Annotated in this window: 12 protein-coding genes; 3 read left to right on the plus strand and 9 right to left on the minus strand. The window is 64.1% G+C overall.

Annotated elements, in window-relative coordinates:
• Nucleotides 1–78 precede the first annotated feature (78 nt).
• From leuS to CCONF_RS11245, 3 genes are all read right to left on the minus strand, one after another.
• Complete coding sequence (gene leuS / locus CCONF_RS11235) at nucleotides 79–2,931, minus strand: leucine--tRNA ligase (protein WP_290223792.1); 2,853 nt, start codon at nucleotides 2,929–2,931, stop codon at nucleotides 79–81.
• A gap of 212 nt (nucleotides 2,932–3,143) precedes the next feature.
• Nucleotides 3,144–3,275, minus strand: a complete 132-nt coding sequence (locus CCONF_RS11240; RefSeq protein WP_256381268.1) for a hypothetical protein — start codon at nucleotides 3,273–3,275, stop codon at nucleotides 3,144–3,146.
• Nucleotides 3,276–3,324: 49 nt separating this feature from the next.
• Complete coding sequence (locus CCONF_RS11245) at nucleotides 3,325–4,854, minus strand: purple acid phosphatase family protein (RefSeq protein WP_290223800.1); 1,530 nt, start codon at nucleotides 4,852–4,854, stop codon at nucleotides 3,325–3,327.
• A 339-nt stretch (nucleotides 4,855–5,193) separates the two neighbouring features.
• On the opposite strand from CCONF_RS11245, the gene CCONF_RS11250 reads away from it, so the two are divergent.
• Complete coding sequence (locus CCONF_RS11250; RefSeq protein ID WP_290223802.1) at nucleotides 5,194–6,882, plus strand: alkaline phosphatase D family protein; 1,689 nt, start codon at nucleotides 5,194–5,196, stop codon at nucleotides 6,880–6,882.
• Nucleotides 6,883–7,097: 215 nt separating this feature from the next.
• A complete protein-coding gene (locus CCONF_RS11535; RefSeq protein WP_353959524.1) occupies nucleotides 7,098–7,235 on the plus strand; it encodes a hypothetical protein in 138 nt (45 codons plus the stop codon).
• Here CCONF_RS11535 and CCONF_RS11260 read toward each other — a convergent pair.
• The 5 genes from CCONF_RS11260 to CCONF_RS11280 form a co-directional block, all read right to left on the minus strand.
• Entirely contained in the window at nucleotides 7,204–8,280 is a 1,077-nt protein-coding gene (locus tag CCONF_RS11260) for an ABC transporter ATP-binding protein (protein ID WP_070768768.1), read from the minus strand. The genes CCONF_RS11535 and CCONF_RS11260 overlap by 32 nt on opposite strands.
• Nucleotides 8,281–8,286: 6 nt before the next feature.
• Nucleotides 8,287–9,888 (minus strand): ABC transporter permease, encoded by a 1,602-nt coding sequence (locus tag CCONF_RS11265; protein WP_290226404.1) that lies wholly within the window; start codon nucleotides 9,886–9,888, stop codon nucleotides 8,287–8,289.
• Nucleotides 9,889–9,973: 85 nt separating this feature from the next.
• Entirely contained in the window at nucleotides 9,974–11,050 is a 1,077-nt protein-coding gene (locus CCONF_RS11270; RefSeq protein ID WP_290223805.1) for an ABC transporter substrate-binding protein, read from the minus strand.
• A 165-nt stretch (nucleotides 11,051–11,215) separates the two neighbouring features.
• Nucleotides 11,216–12,625: an aldehyde dehydrogenase family protein gene (locus tag CCONF_RS11275; RefSeq protein ID WP_290223806.1), complete on the minus strand. Its 1,410-nt coding sequence runs from the start codon at nucleotides 12,623–12,625 to the stop codon at nucleotides 11,216–11,218.
• Between the two features lie 91 nt (nucleotides 12,626–12,716).
• Complete coding sequence (locus CCONF_RS11280; protein WP_290223808.1) at nucleotides 12,717–13,001, minus strand: hypothetical protein; 285 nt, start codon at nucleotides 12,999–13,001, stop codon at nucleotides 12,717–12,719.
• Between the two features lie 767 nt (nucleotides 13,002–13,768).
• On the opposite strand from CCONF_RS11280, the gene CCONF_RS11285 reads away from it, so the two are divergent.
• Nucleotides 13,769–13,924, plus strand: coding sequence for a hypothetical protein (locus CCONF_RS11285; RefSeq protein WP_290223810.1), 156 nt, complete (start codon nucleotides 13,769–13,771; stop codon nucleotides 13,922–13,924).
• Nucleotides 13,925–14,012: 88 nt separating this feature from the next.
• On the opposite strand, the gene CCONF_RS11290 is transcribed toward CCONF_RS11285, so the two are convergent.
• Nucleotides 14,013–15,491: an NAD-dependent succinate-semialdehyde dehydrogenase gene (locus CCONF_RS11290; protein WP_290223812.1), complete on the minus strand. Its 1,479-nt coding sequence runs from the start codon at nucleotides 15,489–15,491 to the stop codon at nucleotides 14,013–14,015.
• Nucleotides 15,492–15,547 lie beyond the last annotated feature (56 nt).

Here is a 15,547-nt window from a genome sequence, read left to right on the forward strand (position 1 = left end):
TCACCCCACCTCACCGCGGGTTTTCGGGCGGACTACCCCAAAAGAAAGTATCCGCCCGCCCCGAGCGCTGTCGCGTGACTATTTCACGACCAGGTTGACCATGCGGCCCGGCACGTAGATCTGCTTGACCACGTTCTTGCCGCTAATCAGATCCGCGATCTTCGCGTCGGCGGAGGCGGCGGCCAGAACGGTGTCCTGGTCGGCATCGACAGCAACATGGATGCGGGACTTGACCTTGCCGTTGATCTGGACCGGAACCTCGATCTCGTCGTCTACCAGGTACCTGTCCTCGTAGGTTGGGAAGGGCTCGAAGGTGATGGTCTCTGCGTGGCCAAAGCGGCGCCAGATCTCCTCCGCGATGTGCGGGGCGACCGGGGAGACCATCTGGGCGATGGGCTCAACGGCCTGCCGCGGCGCGCCGTTCGAGTAGGCCTTGGTCAGGTAGTTGACGTACTCGATCAGCTTGGCCACGACGGTGTTCAGGCGCAGGTTCTCGTAGTCGTCCCGCACGCCCGCGATGGTGCGGTGCAGGGCCTTCAAGTCGTCCTCGGTCGGGGCGGCATCGGTAGCCGCCAGCTCACCCGTCTCCTCGTTGACGGCCAGGCGCCACAGGCGCTGCAGGAAGCGCTGCGCACCCACCACGTCCTTGGTGGCCCACGGGCGGGAGGTGTCCAGCGGGCCCATCGACATCTCATAGACGCGCAGGGTATCCGCGCCAAAGTCGCGGCAGATGTCATCCGGGGCGACGGCGTTCTTCAGGGACTTGCCCATCTTGCCGTATTCCTGGTTGACCTCTTCGCCGTTGTAGTAAAACTTGCCGTCCTTCCCCTCGACCTCGGCGGCCGGGACGTAGACGCCTCGGGAATCAGTGTAGGCATAGGCCTGGATATAGCCCTGGTTGAACAGGCGGCGGTACGGCTCCTTGGAGCTGACAAAGCCCAAGTCGTAGAGCACCTTGTGCCAGAAACGGGAGTACAACAGGTGCAGCACGGCGTGCTCCACGCCGCCGACGTACAGGTCGACGCCGCCCGGATCATTCGCGCCGTGCTCCTGCGGACGCGGGCCGGTCCAGTAGCGCTCGTTCTCGAGGTCGCAGAACTGCTCGTCGTTGGTCGGATCCACGTAACGCAGCTGGTACCAGGAGGACCCGGCCCACTGCGGCATGACGTTGGTGTCGCGGTAGTAGGTCTGCGGGCCGTCGCCCAAGTCCAGCTCGACCTCGACCCACTCACGGGCCTTGGCCAGCGGCGGCTGCGGCTCCGAGTTGCGATCCTCCGGATCGAAGGAGACCGGCGCGTAGTCCTCTACCTCCGGCAGCTCGACCGGCAGCATGGACTCCGGCAGGGCGTGGGCGTGGCCGTCCGCGTCGTAGACAATCGGGAAGGGCTCGCCCCAGTAGCGCTGGCGGGCAAACAGCCAGTCGCGCAGCTTGTACTGGATCTTCTCCGCGCCCTTGCCGGTCTCTTCCAGCCAGGCAATGGTGCGGGCGATGGCGGCCTTCTTGTCCAGGCCGTTGAGATCCAGCCCGGCATCGTTAGCCGAATTGACCAGGGTGCCGTCCTCGGTCCACGCCTCGGTGCTGACGTCGCCGCCGCTGACGACCTCCGTGATCGGCAGGCCGAAGGTCTGCGCGAACTCGTAGTCACGGGTGTCGTGGGCCGGGACCGCCATGATGGCGCCGGTGCCATAGCCGATCAGGACGTAGTCCGCGATGAAGATCGGGACCTGCTTCCCGGAGACGGGGTTGGTGGCATAGGTACCCAGGAAGACGCCGGTCTTGTCCTTGTTTTCCTGGCGCTCCAGGTCGGACTTCGCAGCGATGTCCTCGCGGTAGGCCTCCACAGCCTCCTTCGGGTCATCGTGGCCGTAGGTCCAGCGCTCATCGATGTCGTCGTCGTAAGGGATGGGGGAGAGCAGGTGGTCGACCAGCTCGTGCTCCGGCGCCAGCACCACGTATTCCGCGCCGAACAGGGTGTCCGGGCGGGTGGTAAAGACGGTGATCTCCTGGCCCTCCGCGGTGAAGTTCACGTCCGCGCCCCGGGAGCGGCCAATCCAGTTGCGCTGCATGGCCTTGACCTTCTCCGGCCAGTCCAACAGCTCCAAGTCATCGAGCAGCCGGTCCGAGTACGCGGTAATGCGCATCATCCACTGCTTCAGGTTCTTGCGGAAGACCGGGAAGTTACCGCGCTCGGACTTGCCGTCCGCGGTCACCTCCTCGTTGGCCAGCACGGTGCCCAGGCCCGGGCACCAGTTCACCGTGGAATTCGACAAGTAGACCAGGCGGAACTCGTCCACCGCCTCGGCCTTCTCCGCCGCGGTGAGCTCCTCGTAGTAGCGCCCGTCCTTGGTGGTGCGCTTGTTCGCCTCCAGCTCCTGGATCAGCTCCGAAATCGGGCGGGCCTTGCCCTGCGCCTCATCGAACCAGGCGTTGTAAATCTGCAGGAAGATCCACTGCGTCCACTTGTAAAACTCCGGGTCCGTGGTGGCCACGCTGCGACGCGGGTCGTGGCCCAGGCCCAGGGCGCCCAGCTGCCGACGCATGTTGTCGATGTTGGCCATCGTGGTCGTCCGCGGGTGCGTGCCTGTCTGGATGGCGTACTGTTCAGCCGGCAGGCCGAAGGCATCATAACCCAGAGTGTGCAGCACGTTCTTGCCCAGCATTCTGTTGTAGCGGGCGAAGGTGTCCGTAGCGATATAACCCAGCGGGTGGCCCACGTGCAGCCCTGCCCCGGAGGGGTAGGGGAACATGTCCTGCACGTTGAGCTTTTCCGCCGGCAACTCGCCATCCGTAGCCAGGTCGCCGGCCGGGTTCGGCGCGTTAAAAATGCCATTATCTGCCCAGTACTGCTGCCAGGTCTTCTCAATCTGGTTAGCCAGTTCCGGCGTATAGCGGTGCGCGGTAGTATCCGTGGAATCACTCGGGTTAGTCATAGGCACTTAGTGTAGTCGCCGCAGGTTAGCGGTGTCAGTTTAGGTTAAGTCGTGGCCAGTTATCTAGGCCCGAATCCTGAAGGAATCTGAGCAAGCCGAAACGCTGTCATCACCATACGGAAACTTTGCCCAATTCTTAGTGACAAAGAGCCGTGCGAACGCTGAACATCTCAGCGTCGCGCAGCTCTTGGCGTGCCGGCTAAGTTTAGGGCCTAGCCAAAGATACGGTCGAAGAAGTTCTTGACCGGCTTCATCATCAGGTGCGGTACATACTTCCAGACGGCCCAGCTGCCCAAGCCGAGCGCACCCAGCACGGCTGCGACCAGGCTAAAGCCCCAGAACACGTTGGAAGAGCCTTGCGAGCTAGCGGAGCTACCGTTGCTGCTGCTCGAGCTACCGGAGCTGGCCATTGCTGCTGCCGCTGCTGCCTTCCTTGTTCGGTTCCTTGCTCGGCTTCGCCGGCTCAGACGGCTTGCTCGGCTCAGTGGACTCTTCCGGTTCGCCCGGCTCGGTGGTCGGCTTTTCAGAAGGCTCGGCCGACGGCTCTTCGGTCGGTTCTGGCTGTTCCTCGCGCGGATCGACCAGGGCGCGGTCGCGGTTCTCTAGGGTGACACGGTCGACGAGCGCACCGGTGGGCTCGTCGTAGGTGGTCAGGCGGAGTTCCTCGCCGGTCACGTCCACCCGCAGATAATCCGGGGTGTAGTCTTGGCGCCAGTAGGCGGTGGAGTCGTGCACCAGTTCCTGCGGGACGTGTTCCATGCGGGCGTTCGGCTGCTTTTCGCCATTGACGTCCTGGAAATCGTAGAACTTGCCGCCGCCGGCGCTGGTGGTGGTCAGGTAGAGGACCTCGTTGTCGTTCGGGGAAAGCTTGTCATTGCGCTTGCCCAGGCCTTCAGAGACCGGCTGATTGCCGTTCATCAGGTGGGTGCGGGTGTAGATGTGGTCGTGGCCCGACAGCACCACGTCGACGCCGAGCTCAGAGAAGGTATCCGCCAGGCCGTCGCGCAGGCGTCCCACGTCGGTGTCGGTGTAGTGGGTGGCCTGCGAGTACAGGGAGTGGTGCATGCCTACGATTACCCAGTCGTTGAAGGCGCCTCGGTTGTCGATGGTGTCCTTGAGGAAGCGCTTGTGGCGCTCAATGTCGTCCTCTTGGCTTGCGTTGGAGTCCAGATTGATGAAGAGCACGTTGTTGCGCTCAAACCAGGAGTTGCGCAGGTCCGGGGCCTGGTTGGGGTTGATGAAGTGCTCGTCGTAGTCACCGAAAGCAATCGCGGAGGGGTAGCCCTCGTGGTTGCCCGGGATAGCACTGAGCGGAACCTGCCGGATGACATCTGGGCTGAAGAAGCCGTCGTACTGGGCTAGGGGAGCGCCCCAGCCCTCAATCTGGTCGCCCAGGGACCAGATGAGCTGCGAGTCCGGTACGTCACCGATCGCCTTGTTGATGGTCTTGTTCCACTGCTCGGTTTGTTCCTCGATCTTCGCGTCCACGCCGATCTGCGCGTCGCTAATCGTGACAAAGGACCAGTCCTCGCCGTGGGAACCGGTGTTGAACGTGTGCGGGGCGGACCAGCCGCCCTCGTCGGAGCCCACCACGTAGGTGTACTCGGTGTCTTCCGCCAGGCCGGTGGCCGTCGCATAGTTGGACAGGTAGAGGATGCGGCCGGCGTTCTTTTCCTTGGCGTCGAATTCCTTCGCCTGGTCTTCCTGCCCGGTCGGGTAGACCTTGAGCTTTTCCTCGCCTCGGTGGTTGGTGCGCCAGGAGACGATGACGGAGGTTTCATCCGCGCCCGGCTGCAGGACCTGGCGGTAAATCGGGGATTCCTGCGCCTGGGCGGTGGTCGGGACGACGGCGCCGGAGGCAAGAGTGACAGACAAGGCGCAACCAAGCGCCACGAATGAGCGGTTGAGGCGAGCTTTAATCATGGGCTTCTTCCTGGTCAGACGGCCCTACCGCGAGACCGGATGACACTGCAGTTATTCATTGGTGTCGGGAGTGCAGTACCAAGTGATCCGTGCGGCAGACCCAAAAGCAGAGTTGTGGGCGAGTTGTTTTACAGCTTTAGAGCCGGGCGGTCACGAGGAAGAATCTTCGGTCGCCTGCGTAAACCACCCGGCTTGAGCAAAACGTTAGGCACATGGAAACAAATACAGGTAAATGCCATGTTAAAGTCAGATTACTCAGGGAATAACTTCTACTTAAGACTCAACTACCAGCTCTTATTCTCCCAGCGAGCGGCCCGGGACTGGGCTAGTTTGTCAGCCATGAAGACAACCCGTTTCTCTCGCCGCACGGCACTGACCGCCGCCTCGCTCACCGCAGCCGGCATCGCCGCGGCCCCCGCTTTTGCCCAAGACCAGCCGACCTCCCCGTTAGATCTTTATACCCAGGATTCCGGTGCCAGCCTGCCGTTCTTGCACGGGGTGGCCAGCGGCGGCCCGCTGCCGAGCTCCGTGGTGTTATGGACCCGCATTACCCCGGATCGTGACTCGCTGCCCGGCTCCGGATTGGGCGAGCCCACCCGCGTCGACTGGGAGGTGTCCACCAGCCCGGAGTTCGGCGACATCGTCGCCCGCGGCACGGAGACCACCAGCCCGGATAGCGATCACACCATCCACGCCGAGCCGCACGACCTGAGCCCGGCCACCGAGTATTACTACCGCTTCCGCGTTGCCGACGGCCCGCACGCCGGGGCCGAGTCCCTGGTGGGCCGCACCAAGACCGCACCCGCCCACGGGGACAGCCCGGACCAGCTGACCTTCGCTGTGGCATCGTGTGCGAACTACGAGTCCGGCTTCTTCTGCGCCTACCGCGACATGGCCGAGCGCGGCTGGTCCGGCGAGCTCGACCTCGTCGTCTTCCTCGGCGATTACATCTACGAGTACGGCACGGGCGAGTACGTGGGCAAGTCCGGCATCGTCCGCCCGCACCACCCGACGTGGGAGATCACGACCCTCGAGGACTACCGCATGCGCTACGGGCGGTACCGCACCGATGCCCACCTGCAGGCCGCTCACGCCTCCGCCCCGTGGGTCGTAACCTGGGATGACCATGAGTCCGCAAACAACGCCTGGCGCGAGGGTGCGGAAAACCACACCGACGGCTTCGCCGAGGGCCAGTGGGCCAGCCGCCGCGACCAGGCCCTGCAGGCCTACTTCGAGTGGATGCCGCTGCGCAAGGCCGGCACCTCGAAGGAAGGCCACCTCTACCGCAGCTTCCAGTTCGGCGATCTCATGGAGCTGACGCTGATGGATCTGCGCAGCTACCGCGACGCGGAGACCACCGCCGCCAACTTCGCCAGCCCGGACCGCACGATGCTCGGCAGCGAGCAATTCGCCTGGCTGACCGACGTCGTGGAGACCTCCCCGGCGCGCTGGATGGTGCTGGGCAACTCGGTCATGATGTCGCCCATGCGCCTGCTGACCATGCCGGGCAACCGCGAGGCCGAAGAAGCAATCCAGGCGATGAAGGCCTCCCGCTCCGGTATCGCGCTTAACTCCGACCAGTGGGACGGATACACCCACGACCGCGACAAGCTGCTCGAGCTTTTGGGGAAGCGCGGCCGCCACAACTTCTTCGTCACCGGCGATATCCACTCCGAGTGGGCCAACTCCATCTACACCGGCGACAAGGAGGTCGCCTGCGAGATGGTGACCACGTCTATCTCTGCGCCGAACGTCGACGAAATCCTGACCGAGTACACCGGCATCTACCACGCGGAGGACAACTCGACCTCGCTGCTAGTGGAAAGCGCCATCAAGGACGCGAACCCCAACGTCAACCACCTCGACTACGACGCCCACGGCTACGCGGTCGCGCAGCTGCGCGCCGACGACGTGGAGATGCGCTACTACCGCGTCTCAGACGTCGAGGACCCCGAGGCGAGCGTCTCCCTGCACACCACCCGCACCTGGCGCGTGGACGGAGGCTTCGACCCCTCGGACGGCGAATAGGCAGTTCACAGGGTTTCGGAAGGGCCGAGACGTACAGCAACCCCACAGGAAACTTTCGGTTTACTGCCCCGGAACCCCCACGGCCTTGGCACCCGGGCGGCTTAGTCTCGAGTTCATGACATCACACAGACTCCGCACGAAAGTGGCCGCCCTCCTGGCTGCCGCCACCCTGACCATCCCGCTCGACCGCCTGGTCCAACTTCCCGGTGACCTTCGTGGAACGCAACGGGCTCAACCTCAACGACCTCAACGATGAGCAGCGCGCCGGGGCGTTGAAAGTGCTCGAAACCCTTTTGTCCGAAAGCACCTATGAGCGGGTCGTCAGGTTGCCGGGTAGACCATCGGCCGGCTGATCTTTAGCCCGATGGCGTCGCCGACCTTGGGGTGGTGCTCAAGGCCCACGCTAGCGCGGAAGGTGTGCCCGGAGCCTGCCTGAGCCGTGACCGAGTAGGCCGTGGTCTCGAAGAGCACGGAGGTCAGCGTGGCATCGACCGCCCCCGGCTGGCCCGGCGCGGTGACCTCCACGGTGCGGGGCAGGATGACGATTTCTACCGCCGTGCCCTCGCGCGGGGCATCGTGTCCCGCTGCCGGAGCTGGCTGCGCCGCCCAGGCGAATTCCTCCCAGCCGGTGCCGAGCGCCTGGCAATCCACCCGGTGCCCGCGCAGGTGCCCATCCAGCACCGTGGCGTCGGAGATAAACCGCGCCACCGCGGGGCTGGCAGGGGAGGAGAGCAGTTCCGGGGCCGTGGCTACCTGCTGGATGCGTCCGTCGGCCAGGACCACAATGCGATCGGCGACCGCCAGGGCCTCAGCGCGGTCGTGGGTGACGTGGACCGCCGTGAGCCCCTGGGTGCGCACCAGGGCCGTTAGATCGCGGCGTAGCTTATCGCGCAGCGGCTCATCGAGGGCCGACAGCGCCTCGTCAAGAAGTAGCACGCTCGGGTTCGCCACCACCGCGCGGGCCAGCGCCACTCGCTGCTGCTGCCCGCCGGAGAGGGTAGAGGGCTTGCGCTTGGTCATGCCCTCCAGCCCGACCATCGCCAGCGCCTCGTGGATACGCTCGCGGCGCTGGGCCGCAGGGACGCCGGCCATCTTCAGCGGGTAGCCCACGTTGTCCGCGACACTCATGTGCGGCCAGACCGCGTGCTGCTGGAAGACCATACCCATGCGGCGCTTCTCCGGGGGCAGTCCCGCCAGATCCTCGCCTGCCACGCGGAGCACGCCCGCAGTGGGGTGCACGAACCCGGCAATCGTGCGCAGCAGCGTGGTCTTGCCCGACCCGGACGGGCCGACAAGCGCGACGAATTCGCCTTCCTCGACCGTTAGGCTCACCGAGTCCAGGCCCCGAGTGCCGTCGGGGAAATCGACGGTCACGTCTTGTAATTCCAGAAATGACACTGTTTCTTATTTTCCTTTCGCGGGAGACCGGGCGGACAGCGCGAGGGCGACGATGCCCACCACGCTAAACAACAGCGACAGCGCCGCCGCCTCGTTATAAGCCCCGGCTTGCTGCAGGTTGAAGACCTGGACGCCCAGGGTGGTGGTGCCCGGCGCGATGAGCAGAATCGACACGGTTAGCTCGCGGACCGCGGTCACCGCCACGAGCACCGCCCCGGAGATGGCGGCGGGGATCGCCATAGCACCCGTCGTAGACAGCAACGCCAGCACCTGCCCGGCGCCGGACATCCGCGCGGCTTCCTCCACGGCCAGGGGAGTGGTCCGCAGGGGAGCCCGCACTGCTTGCAGGACCAGGGCGGTGAAGGCACAGACGTACGCGCCCAGGATGACCCAGATCGTGTTGTAGATGCCGGTGTACCGGCCGAAGATCAGCCAGGCGATGCCCACGATCATGCCGGGCAGTGCCGTCGGCAGGAGCACCACGAGCGTCAAAGCGGTATTTCCCCACAGGCGGGTACGGGTCACCACCAGGCCGACTGCCCAGCCGATGATCCCGCACAAAACGGCGGCACTCAGCGCGAGGAAGAGCGAGTTTTGGAAGCCGTCAATAACCCGCGGGTTAGACACCGCGTTGGTGAAATTGTCCAGGGAGATATTCTCCGTCGTAAACGGCACGCCCGGCGCGGGCAGCAGGGCTCGATACGCCAGCCCCGCCAGCGGGCCCACGGCAATCACCAGCGCCATCAACCACGCGATCACAGTGACCACCGGGCGCAGAGCCCCCAGCCCGAAGTGCGCAGGTTCGCCCGTGGCCTGCAGCGTCGTCGCCGCCCGCAGGGACACAACGTGCTCGGCGATCACCGCGCTGATGCCCAGCAGGAGCAGCACCACGCCCAGCGTGGAGACCACCTGGAGGGGATTCGAGACAGTGCCCGAGTCCATGAAGCGGTACATCATCGTCGCCAGCGTCTCGAAGCCCTGCGGCGAGCCCAAAATGGCCGGGATACCGAAGTCGGCCAGGTTGGAGACCGCGGTCAGCGTAAACGCCGACAGCAACGCGGGCCGCAGCAACGGGAGCGTGACGGTCCAGAAGACCGTAAACGGGCCCGCCCCGGAGACCCGGGCCGCCTGCTCCAGGTCCGCTGGAAGCCCCCGCAGCGCCGCCGCGACGATGATGTAGACCATCGGGTAGGAGTGGACCAGCATCAGGACCGTCACGCCGTCCGCGCCGTAGACATTCCAGACCTCAGTGCCGAAGAGGCGGTTGAGGCCCTGTGCGGGCCCGAACAGCTGCATCCAGGCAATCGCCCCGATAAACGGCGGGACCAGCAGCGGGGAGAGCAACAGCAACCGCAGCCACCGCGTGCCCGCCGCGTCGGTGCGGTCCAGCACCAGCGCCATGGCGGTACCCACGACGACCGCACCCACCGCGGAGAGCAAGGTGGTGAAAAACGAATTCCACGCCGCCTGTCCCAGCCCGCTGTCCAGCAACAAGGGCCACTGGTTGCCACCCAAGGCTAGGGCCACGACCAGAGACAGCGGGATGACGAAAAGACCGGCGACCACGAGCCAGGTGCCGAAACGGGCGAGGGAGACCCCGGACAACAGGGACGTGGCACTGGCGGCCGCGCCGGAAGCCTGCCTAGACTTAGCGCTTAGCTGAGTGTTTCGCGTAAGTGTGCTTGCCAAGGCTCTAGTTCATCGCGTCCTGGAAGACCTTAACCGCCGCATCCTTGTCTTCGGTCACGGTGTCCAGATCCGGAGTCATAAGCTCAATCTCATCCAGGGCCGGGGTGTCCTCCGGCACGCCGACGTCCTCACGGACCGGCAGGTAGGACTGCTCCACCGCCAGCTTCTGGCCTTCCTCGGACAGCAGGAAGTTAATGTACTTCTCGGCGGCCTCCTGCTGCTCACTATCGGCGAAGACGCCGGCCGGCTCCGTGATGTAGGGTGCGCCCTCGCTCGGGTAGGCAGTGGCGATGGGCGAGCCTTGGGCGGCCAGGTCGCGGACCAGGTAGTCCACGACAATGCCCACCGGGCGCGAGCCGGAGGCGATCTCCTGGGAGGTGGGGCCGTTAGACTCCGCCACCATCGGGGAGTTTTCGCCCAGCTGGTTGATCCAGTCTTCGCCGAGCTGCTCGTCGTTCTTCCAGACCGAGGCGTTGAAGGCCGCTGCGCCGGAGACAGCCGGGTTCGGCAGAACGATCTTGTCGCGATACTCCGGGTCGACCAAATCGGCCCACGACTGCGGGGCGTCAGCCTCGTCGATGACGTCGGTGTTGTAGGCGATCACCGTCGGGATGATGCGGGTGCCGACGTAGTAGCCGTCGTCCGAGACGGCCTCGTCGATGAGACTTGAGGTGTCCACGGCCTGGAGCTGGCTCAGGTCGTCGCTCGCGACGTACTGGTCGAAGGTAGCAGAATCTGCCGCCCACAGGACGTCGGCCTCGATTTCGCCGGAGGACTTTTCGGATTCGATACGGGCATTCAGGTCGCCCGTACCCGCGCGGTAGACCTCTACGGAGATGTCCGGGTTTGCCTCCTCGAATGCCGCGTTAATTTCATCGACCTTGTCTTCCGGCTCGGAGGTGTAGACCGTCAGGGTCACCTGGTCACCCTCGGCCGCGGAGTCGCCTCCGCCGTTGCCGCTTTCAGCCGGTTCGGAGCAGGCAGTCAGCGCCAGACCGACAGTCGCCACGCCCGCGATAGCGGCCGCGGCGCGCGGGCGGCGGGAGGGACGGTAGCGGTGGAAGAAACCGAAGAGATTCATGCGCAAACTCCTGTGCTTAGAAGATAAAGAGGATAGGGACTTGCAGTGCGGGCTCTGGACTCAGAGCCGCGACACCATGTCTGACCATCCAAGTCCCCGGAGGTTAATACCAGGTTCTCTCCACGTTGCGCTGCGGTGAATTATCTCCCCGGCCGGCTTTGGCCTTTAGCCGTTGATGATGTGCGGGTAGGCCAGGCCCTTCAGCCCCTCCGCGCCGAATTCCACCCCGTAGCCGGAGGACTTAATGCCGCCGAAGGGCACACGGGGATCCACCCCGCCGTGGCCGTTGATCCACGTGGTTCCGGCCTCCAGCCGGGCAGCCACGCGGCGCGCACGCTCGCGGTCGCTGGACCAGACTGACGACCCCAGCCCGACATCCAGCTTGTTCGCCTGCTCGATGGCCCACTCCTCGTCCTCGTAAGCGATGATTGGCAGCACGGGGCCAAACTGTTCTTCCACCACGAGCGGGCTATCCGGGTCGATGTCCCCGACCAACGTGGCGGGGTAGAAGTAACCCGGCGCGCCGTAGTCCGGCTCGCCGCCGAGCAGTACCGTGGCGCCGCCCTTCTTTGCCTCTTTGACCAAGCGATCGACGATCTCGAATTGCTGCTTGTTCTGCAGCGGACCGAGGACGTTGTCCTCCTCGAGACCAACGCCCATGGGGGAGTTCTTCACTACCTCAATCAGCGCCGCGACCACGTCGTCGTATTGCGCCGCCGGCACGTAGAGACGCTTCATCGCCGCGCAGGTCTGGCCGGTATTGATGAACGCGCCCCAGAAGAGATCCCCGGCAATAGCGTCGATGTCCGCATCATCCAGGACGATGCCGGCATCGTTACCGCCCAGCTCCAGCGTCAGGCGCGTCAGGTTGGCCGCAGAGGATTCAACGATCTTGCGCCCCGTGGCGGTCGATCCGGTGAACATGATCTTGTCGATCCCCGCGTGGGTGGACATCGCCGCGCCGACCTCCCCGTCGCCGGTGACCACCTGGAGGACGCCGTCGGGCAGCACATCGTTGATAATCTTCATCAACGCCAGCACAGACAGCGGCGTGTATTCGGAAGGCTTCACAACAACCGCGTTGCCCATCCGCAGGGCCGGAGCGACCTGCCAGATGGTGATCATCATGGGCCAGTTCCACGGGCCGATAGCTCCCACCACGCCCAGGGGGCGGTAGTGCACGGTGGCCGTGATGTCGTCATCCACCGCGGTGTAATCCGGGGATTCGAACGACGCCGTGGCGCGCAGCCACGCGGAACAGGCACCGACCTCAAAGCGTGCGTTCGGCCCGCTGAGCGGCTTGCCTTGCTCGCGGGAGAGTAGCTCCGCGAGCACCTCCGCGTGCTGCTCGATGGCGTCAGCGGCCTTGAGCAAAAGGTCGCAGCGGGCGGCATCCCCTAGCCGGTCGAAGTCTTTCTGCACCGCGCGGGCCTTATTCACCGCGACGTCGACGTCGTCCACGGTTCCGACGGGCGCGACGCCGACGACCTCTTCGGTCGCCGGGTTGATGATTTCACGCCCCGTGCCCGAGTCGACGTGGGGCAGGAGGTCTGTGTAGTTGTGCACTGTGGTCATGAGAACTCCTGGGAGAGGGTCGGAGGGTCAAGAACTTGGGCTCCAGTATTGCACAGGTCACACACCCATGGTTTCACGTGAAACTATGGGGTTAGTTGGCGGCACCTTCCAGGCCCTGCCGGGCTTCCGCCGAGGCGCCCGGGACGCGCATCTCGAACTTCTCGCGGACTACCGTGTAGTCGAAGTAGCCCATTCGGGCGATCGGCTCGGCCTTGAGGATATCGAGCAGCCCATCCTCAGTCAGGTAATCGTCATCGATGTGAATCTTCTCGACCCGCGCGAATACGACGTCGATGTTGCCCTGGTTAGAGTTCCCCATGAGCCGTTGCGTGGACAGGTAGCGGCACTCGAAGTGGACCGGGGATTCCTTGACCATGGGATGGGGTAGTTGTCCGCGTAGACCTTGGTGACATCGAGGTGGTCCCACTCGCTCTCGTTCGCCTCGAGCGCCATCGCGGACTTGTTGATCTCTTCGCGGAGGGGATAGGTGGCCATGTTCCAGACAAACCATCCGGTGCGCTCAGCATTAATGACCGTGTCCTTGCGACGCCCGTCGGGGTAGTGGTTCGCAGAGAACATCACCATCGGGGGATCAAAGGTCAGGTTCTGCCACTGACTGTAGGGCGCGATATTCTCCTGGCCGGTTAACGCAATCCTATGCGCACCCGGTGAACCCGGCAAGGACATTTCTCCCCCGAACGCGAATGTTTCACGTGGAACATTGCATTTCGCAAATCGCGAGGAGGACTCCATTAGCCCCACTGCGCCTCGCACAGTGTTTAACTATAATTCCCTCATTGACGCCTATCACCCCCTAAACACCCGCAAAATACGAATCCCAACCAGTAATTTTGGAGGTCGACTTTGAGCGTCGTCAAAAGAGTTGTTTTGCCGATAACAGCGGCCCTGGCTCTTTTGTGTACTTGCTTAGGCACAGCCGCGACAGTTTCCACCGTCGCCCCTTGGCTCACCGAGGTTACCGGTAATCCGCGGGCCGGCATACCTTATTCCGTCTGCTTTACGGTCTGCGGGCTCAGTTTCACAGTCTTTCTTGCCATCTGCACCTGGTTCTGCCTGACCCGGGGCGGGCGATCACCGGCCGTGTTCTTGCTCCGCTCCCTAATCGCCATGATCATCTTGTGGATGGTAGCGGCAGTAGCCTGCAGCGTCTGGTTCACCATCGAGGTCAACGACTTCGGCTACCCAGGAATTTTGGGAGTTCTGACTGCGCTGTCCATCGGTACTCTGATGGTCGCCGCCCTAAGTCGGGTCAAAGCGAGCATCGATCCGCGAGCCTAGGGACCGACCCACAGCAGACTTAACCGGGGTGGATATCGACCATCCACCCCGGTTTTTGCTTTTCCCAAGGAGCTAGGCAGGGTCCTGGCTAGGCCTGGCTTGCGTAGGGGTCGCGGATGCCCAGGTACTGAACCTCGGTGTACTCCTCGATGCCCTCCGCGCCGCCTTCGCGGCCCAGGCCGGACTGCTTCACACCGCCGAAGGGAGCGGCGGCGTTGGAGATGACGCCGGAGTTAAAACCCATCAGACCGAATTCCAGGCCGTCGGCAAGGCGCCAGAGACGGTCGGGATCCTCAGAGTAGACGTAGGAGGCTAGACCATACTCGGTGCCGTTGGCCAGCTCGATGACCTCGGCCTCCGAGCGGAAGGTCATGATGGGGACAATCGGCCCGAAGATTTCCTCGCGCATCACGCGGGCACGACTGGAGACGTTGCTCAGGACGGTGGGGCGGAAGAAGTAGCCCGGCTTCTTCACGGCGCGCTGATCCGTTTCCACGGTCGCGCCCTTGGAAACGGCGTCCTCGACGAGCTTTTCCAGGTTCTCGAGAGCCTTTTCCTCAATCACCGGACCGCAGGTCGTCTTTTCGTCCAAGCCGTTGCCGATCTTCAGCTGGCCCATCCGCTTGGCCAGCTTGCGGGTGAATTCCTCGGCGACGGATTCGTGGACGAAGAAGCGGTTGGCGGCGGTGCAGGCTTCGCCCATGTTCCGCATCTTGGCGCCCATGGCGCCCTCGACGGCCTGGTCGATATCGGCGTCCTCAAAGACGATGAAGGGGGCGTTGCCGCCGAGCTCCATCGAGGTGCGCAGCACGTTGTTGGAGGCCGACTTGAGCAGCGAGCGGCCGACTGCGGTTGAGCCGGTGAAGGAAACCTTCCGCAGGCGGGCATCGGCAAGCAGGGGGTTGGAAATCGCGGAAGCGGACTGCCCGGAAACCACGTTGAGCACACCCGCGGGCAGTCCGGCGTCCTCCATGGTCTTGGCGAAGTACTGCGCGGTCAGCGGGGTGAGCTTGGCCGGCTTGAGCACCATCGTGCAGCCGGCGGCCACGGCGGGCGCGACCTTACGGGTCGCCATGGCCAGCGGGAAATTCCACGGGGTAATTAGCAGGCAGGGCCCCACCGGCTTGCGGCGGGTAATCATGCGCAGCGTGCCCTCCGGGACGGGAGAGGAGTGGCCGTAATCGCGCACGGCTTCCTCGCTAAACCAGCGCAGGTACTCCGCGCCGTAGGTAACCTCGCCGCGGGACTCGGCCAAAGGCTTGCCCATCTCCAGAGTCATCAAGGTGGCGAAGTCTTCCGCGCGCTCGTGAACGAGTTCGAAGGCGCGGCGCAAAATGTCGGCGCGCTCCCGCGGGGACGTTGCTGCCCACTGGTCTTGGACGGAGCACGCGGAGTTTAAAGCCGCCAGGGCGTCTGCCGAGGAGCCGGAGGCCATTGTGGCGATAACTTCCTTAGTGGCGGGGTTTTCCACCTCATAGGTGGAACCGTCGCTAGAGTCGCGCCACTCCCCACAGATCAACAGACCCTTCGGTACGCGACTGAGAAGCTCTTCCACATTAACTGCCATGTCCCACTCCTAAACTACTAATTGAGGTTCCCTTCTGATCGCCACTCTACACTTAT

This window comes from Corynebacterium confusum, from assembly GCF_030408715.1.
GTDB lineage: Bacteria > Actinomycetota > Actinomycetes > Mycobacteriales > Mycobacteriaceae > Corynebacterium > Corynebacterium confusum.

What these genes read in the sequence shown, in the direction of transcription:
- leuS (WP_290223792.1), bottom strand. Translation starts at nt 2,931, where the DNA reads ATGACTAACCCGAGTGATTCCACGGATACTACCGCGCACCGCTATACG.
- CCONF_RS11245 (WP_290223800.1), bottom strand. Translation starts at nt 4,854, where the DNA reads ATGATTAAAGCTCGCCTCAACCGCTCATTCGTGGCGCTTGGTTGCGCC.
- CCONF_RS11250 (WP_290223802.1), top strand. Translation starts at nt 5,194, where the DNA reads ATGAAGACAACCCGTTTCTCTCGCCGCACGGCACTGACCGCCGCCTCG.
- CCONF_RS11270 (WP_290223805.1), bottom strand. Translation starts at nt 11,050, where the DNA reads ATGAATCTCTTCGGTTTCTTCCACCGCTACCGTCCCTCCCGCCGCCCG.
- CCONF_RS11275 (WP_290223806.1), bottom strand. Translation starts at nt 12,625, where the DNA reads ATGACCACAGTGCACAACTACACAGACCTCCTGCCCCACGTCGACTCG.
- CCONF_RS11280 (WP_290223808.1), bottom strand. Translation starts at nt 13,001, where the DNA reads ATGGTCAAGGAATCCCCGGTCCACTTCGAGTGCCGCTACCTGTCCACG.
- CCONF_RS11285 (WP_290223810.1), top strand. Translation starts at nt 13,769, where the DNA reads ATGGTAGCGGCAGTAGCCTGCAGCGTCTGGTTCACCATCGAGGTCAAC.
- CCONF_RS11290 (WP_290223812.1), bottom strand. Translation starts at nt 15,491, where the DNA reads ATGGCAGTTAATGTGGAAGAGCTTCTCAGTCGCGTACCGAAGGGTCTG.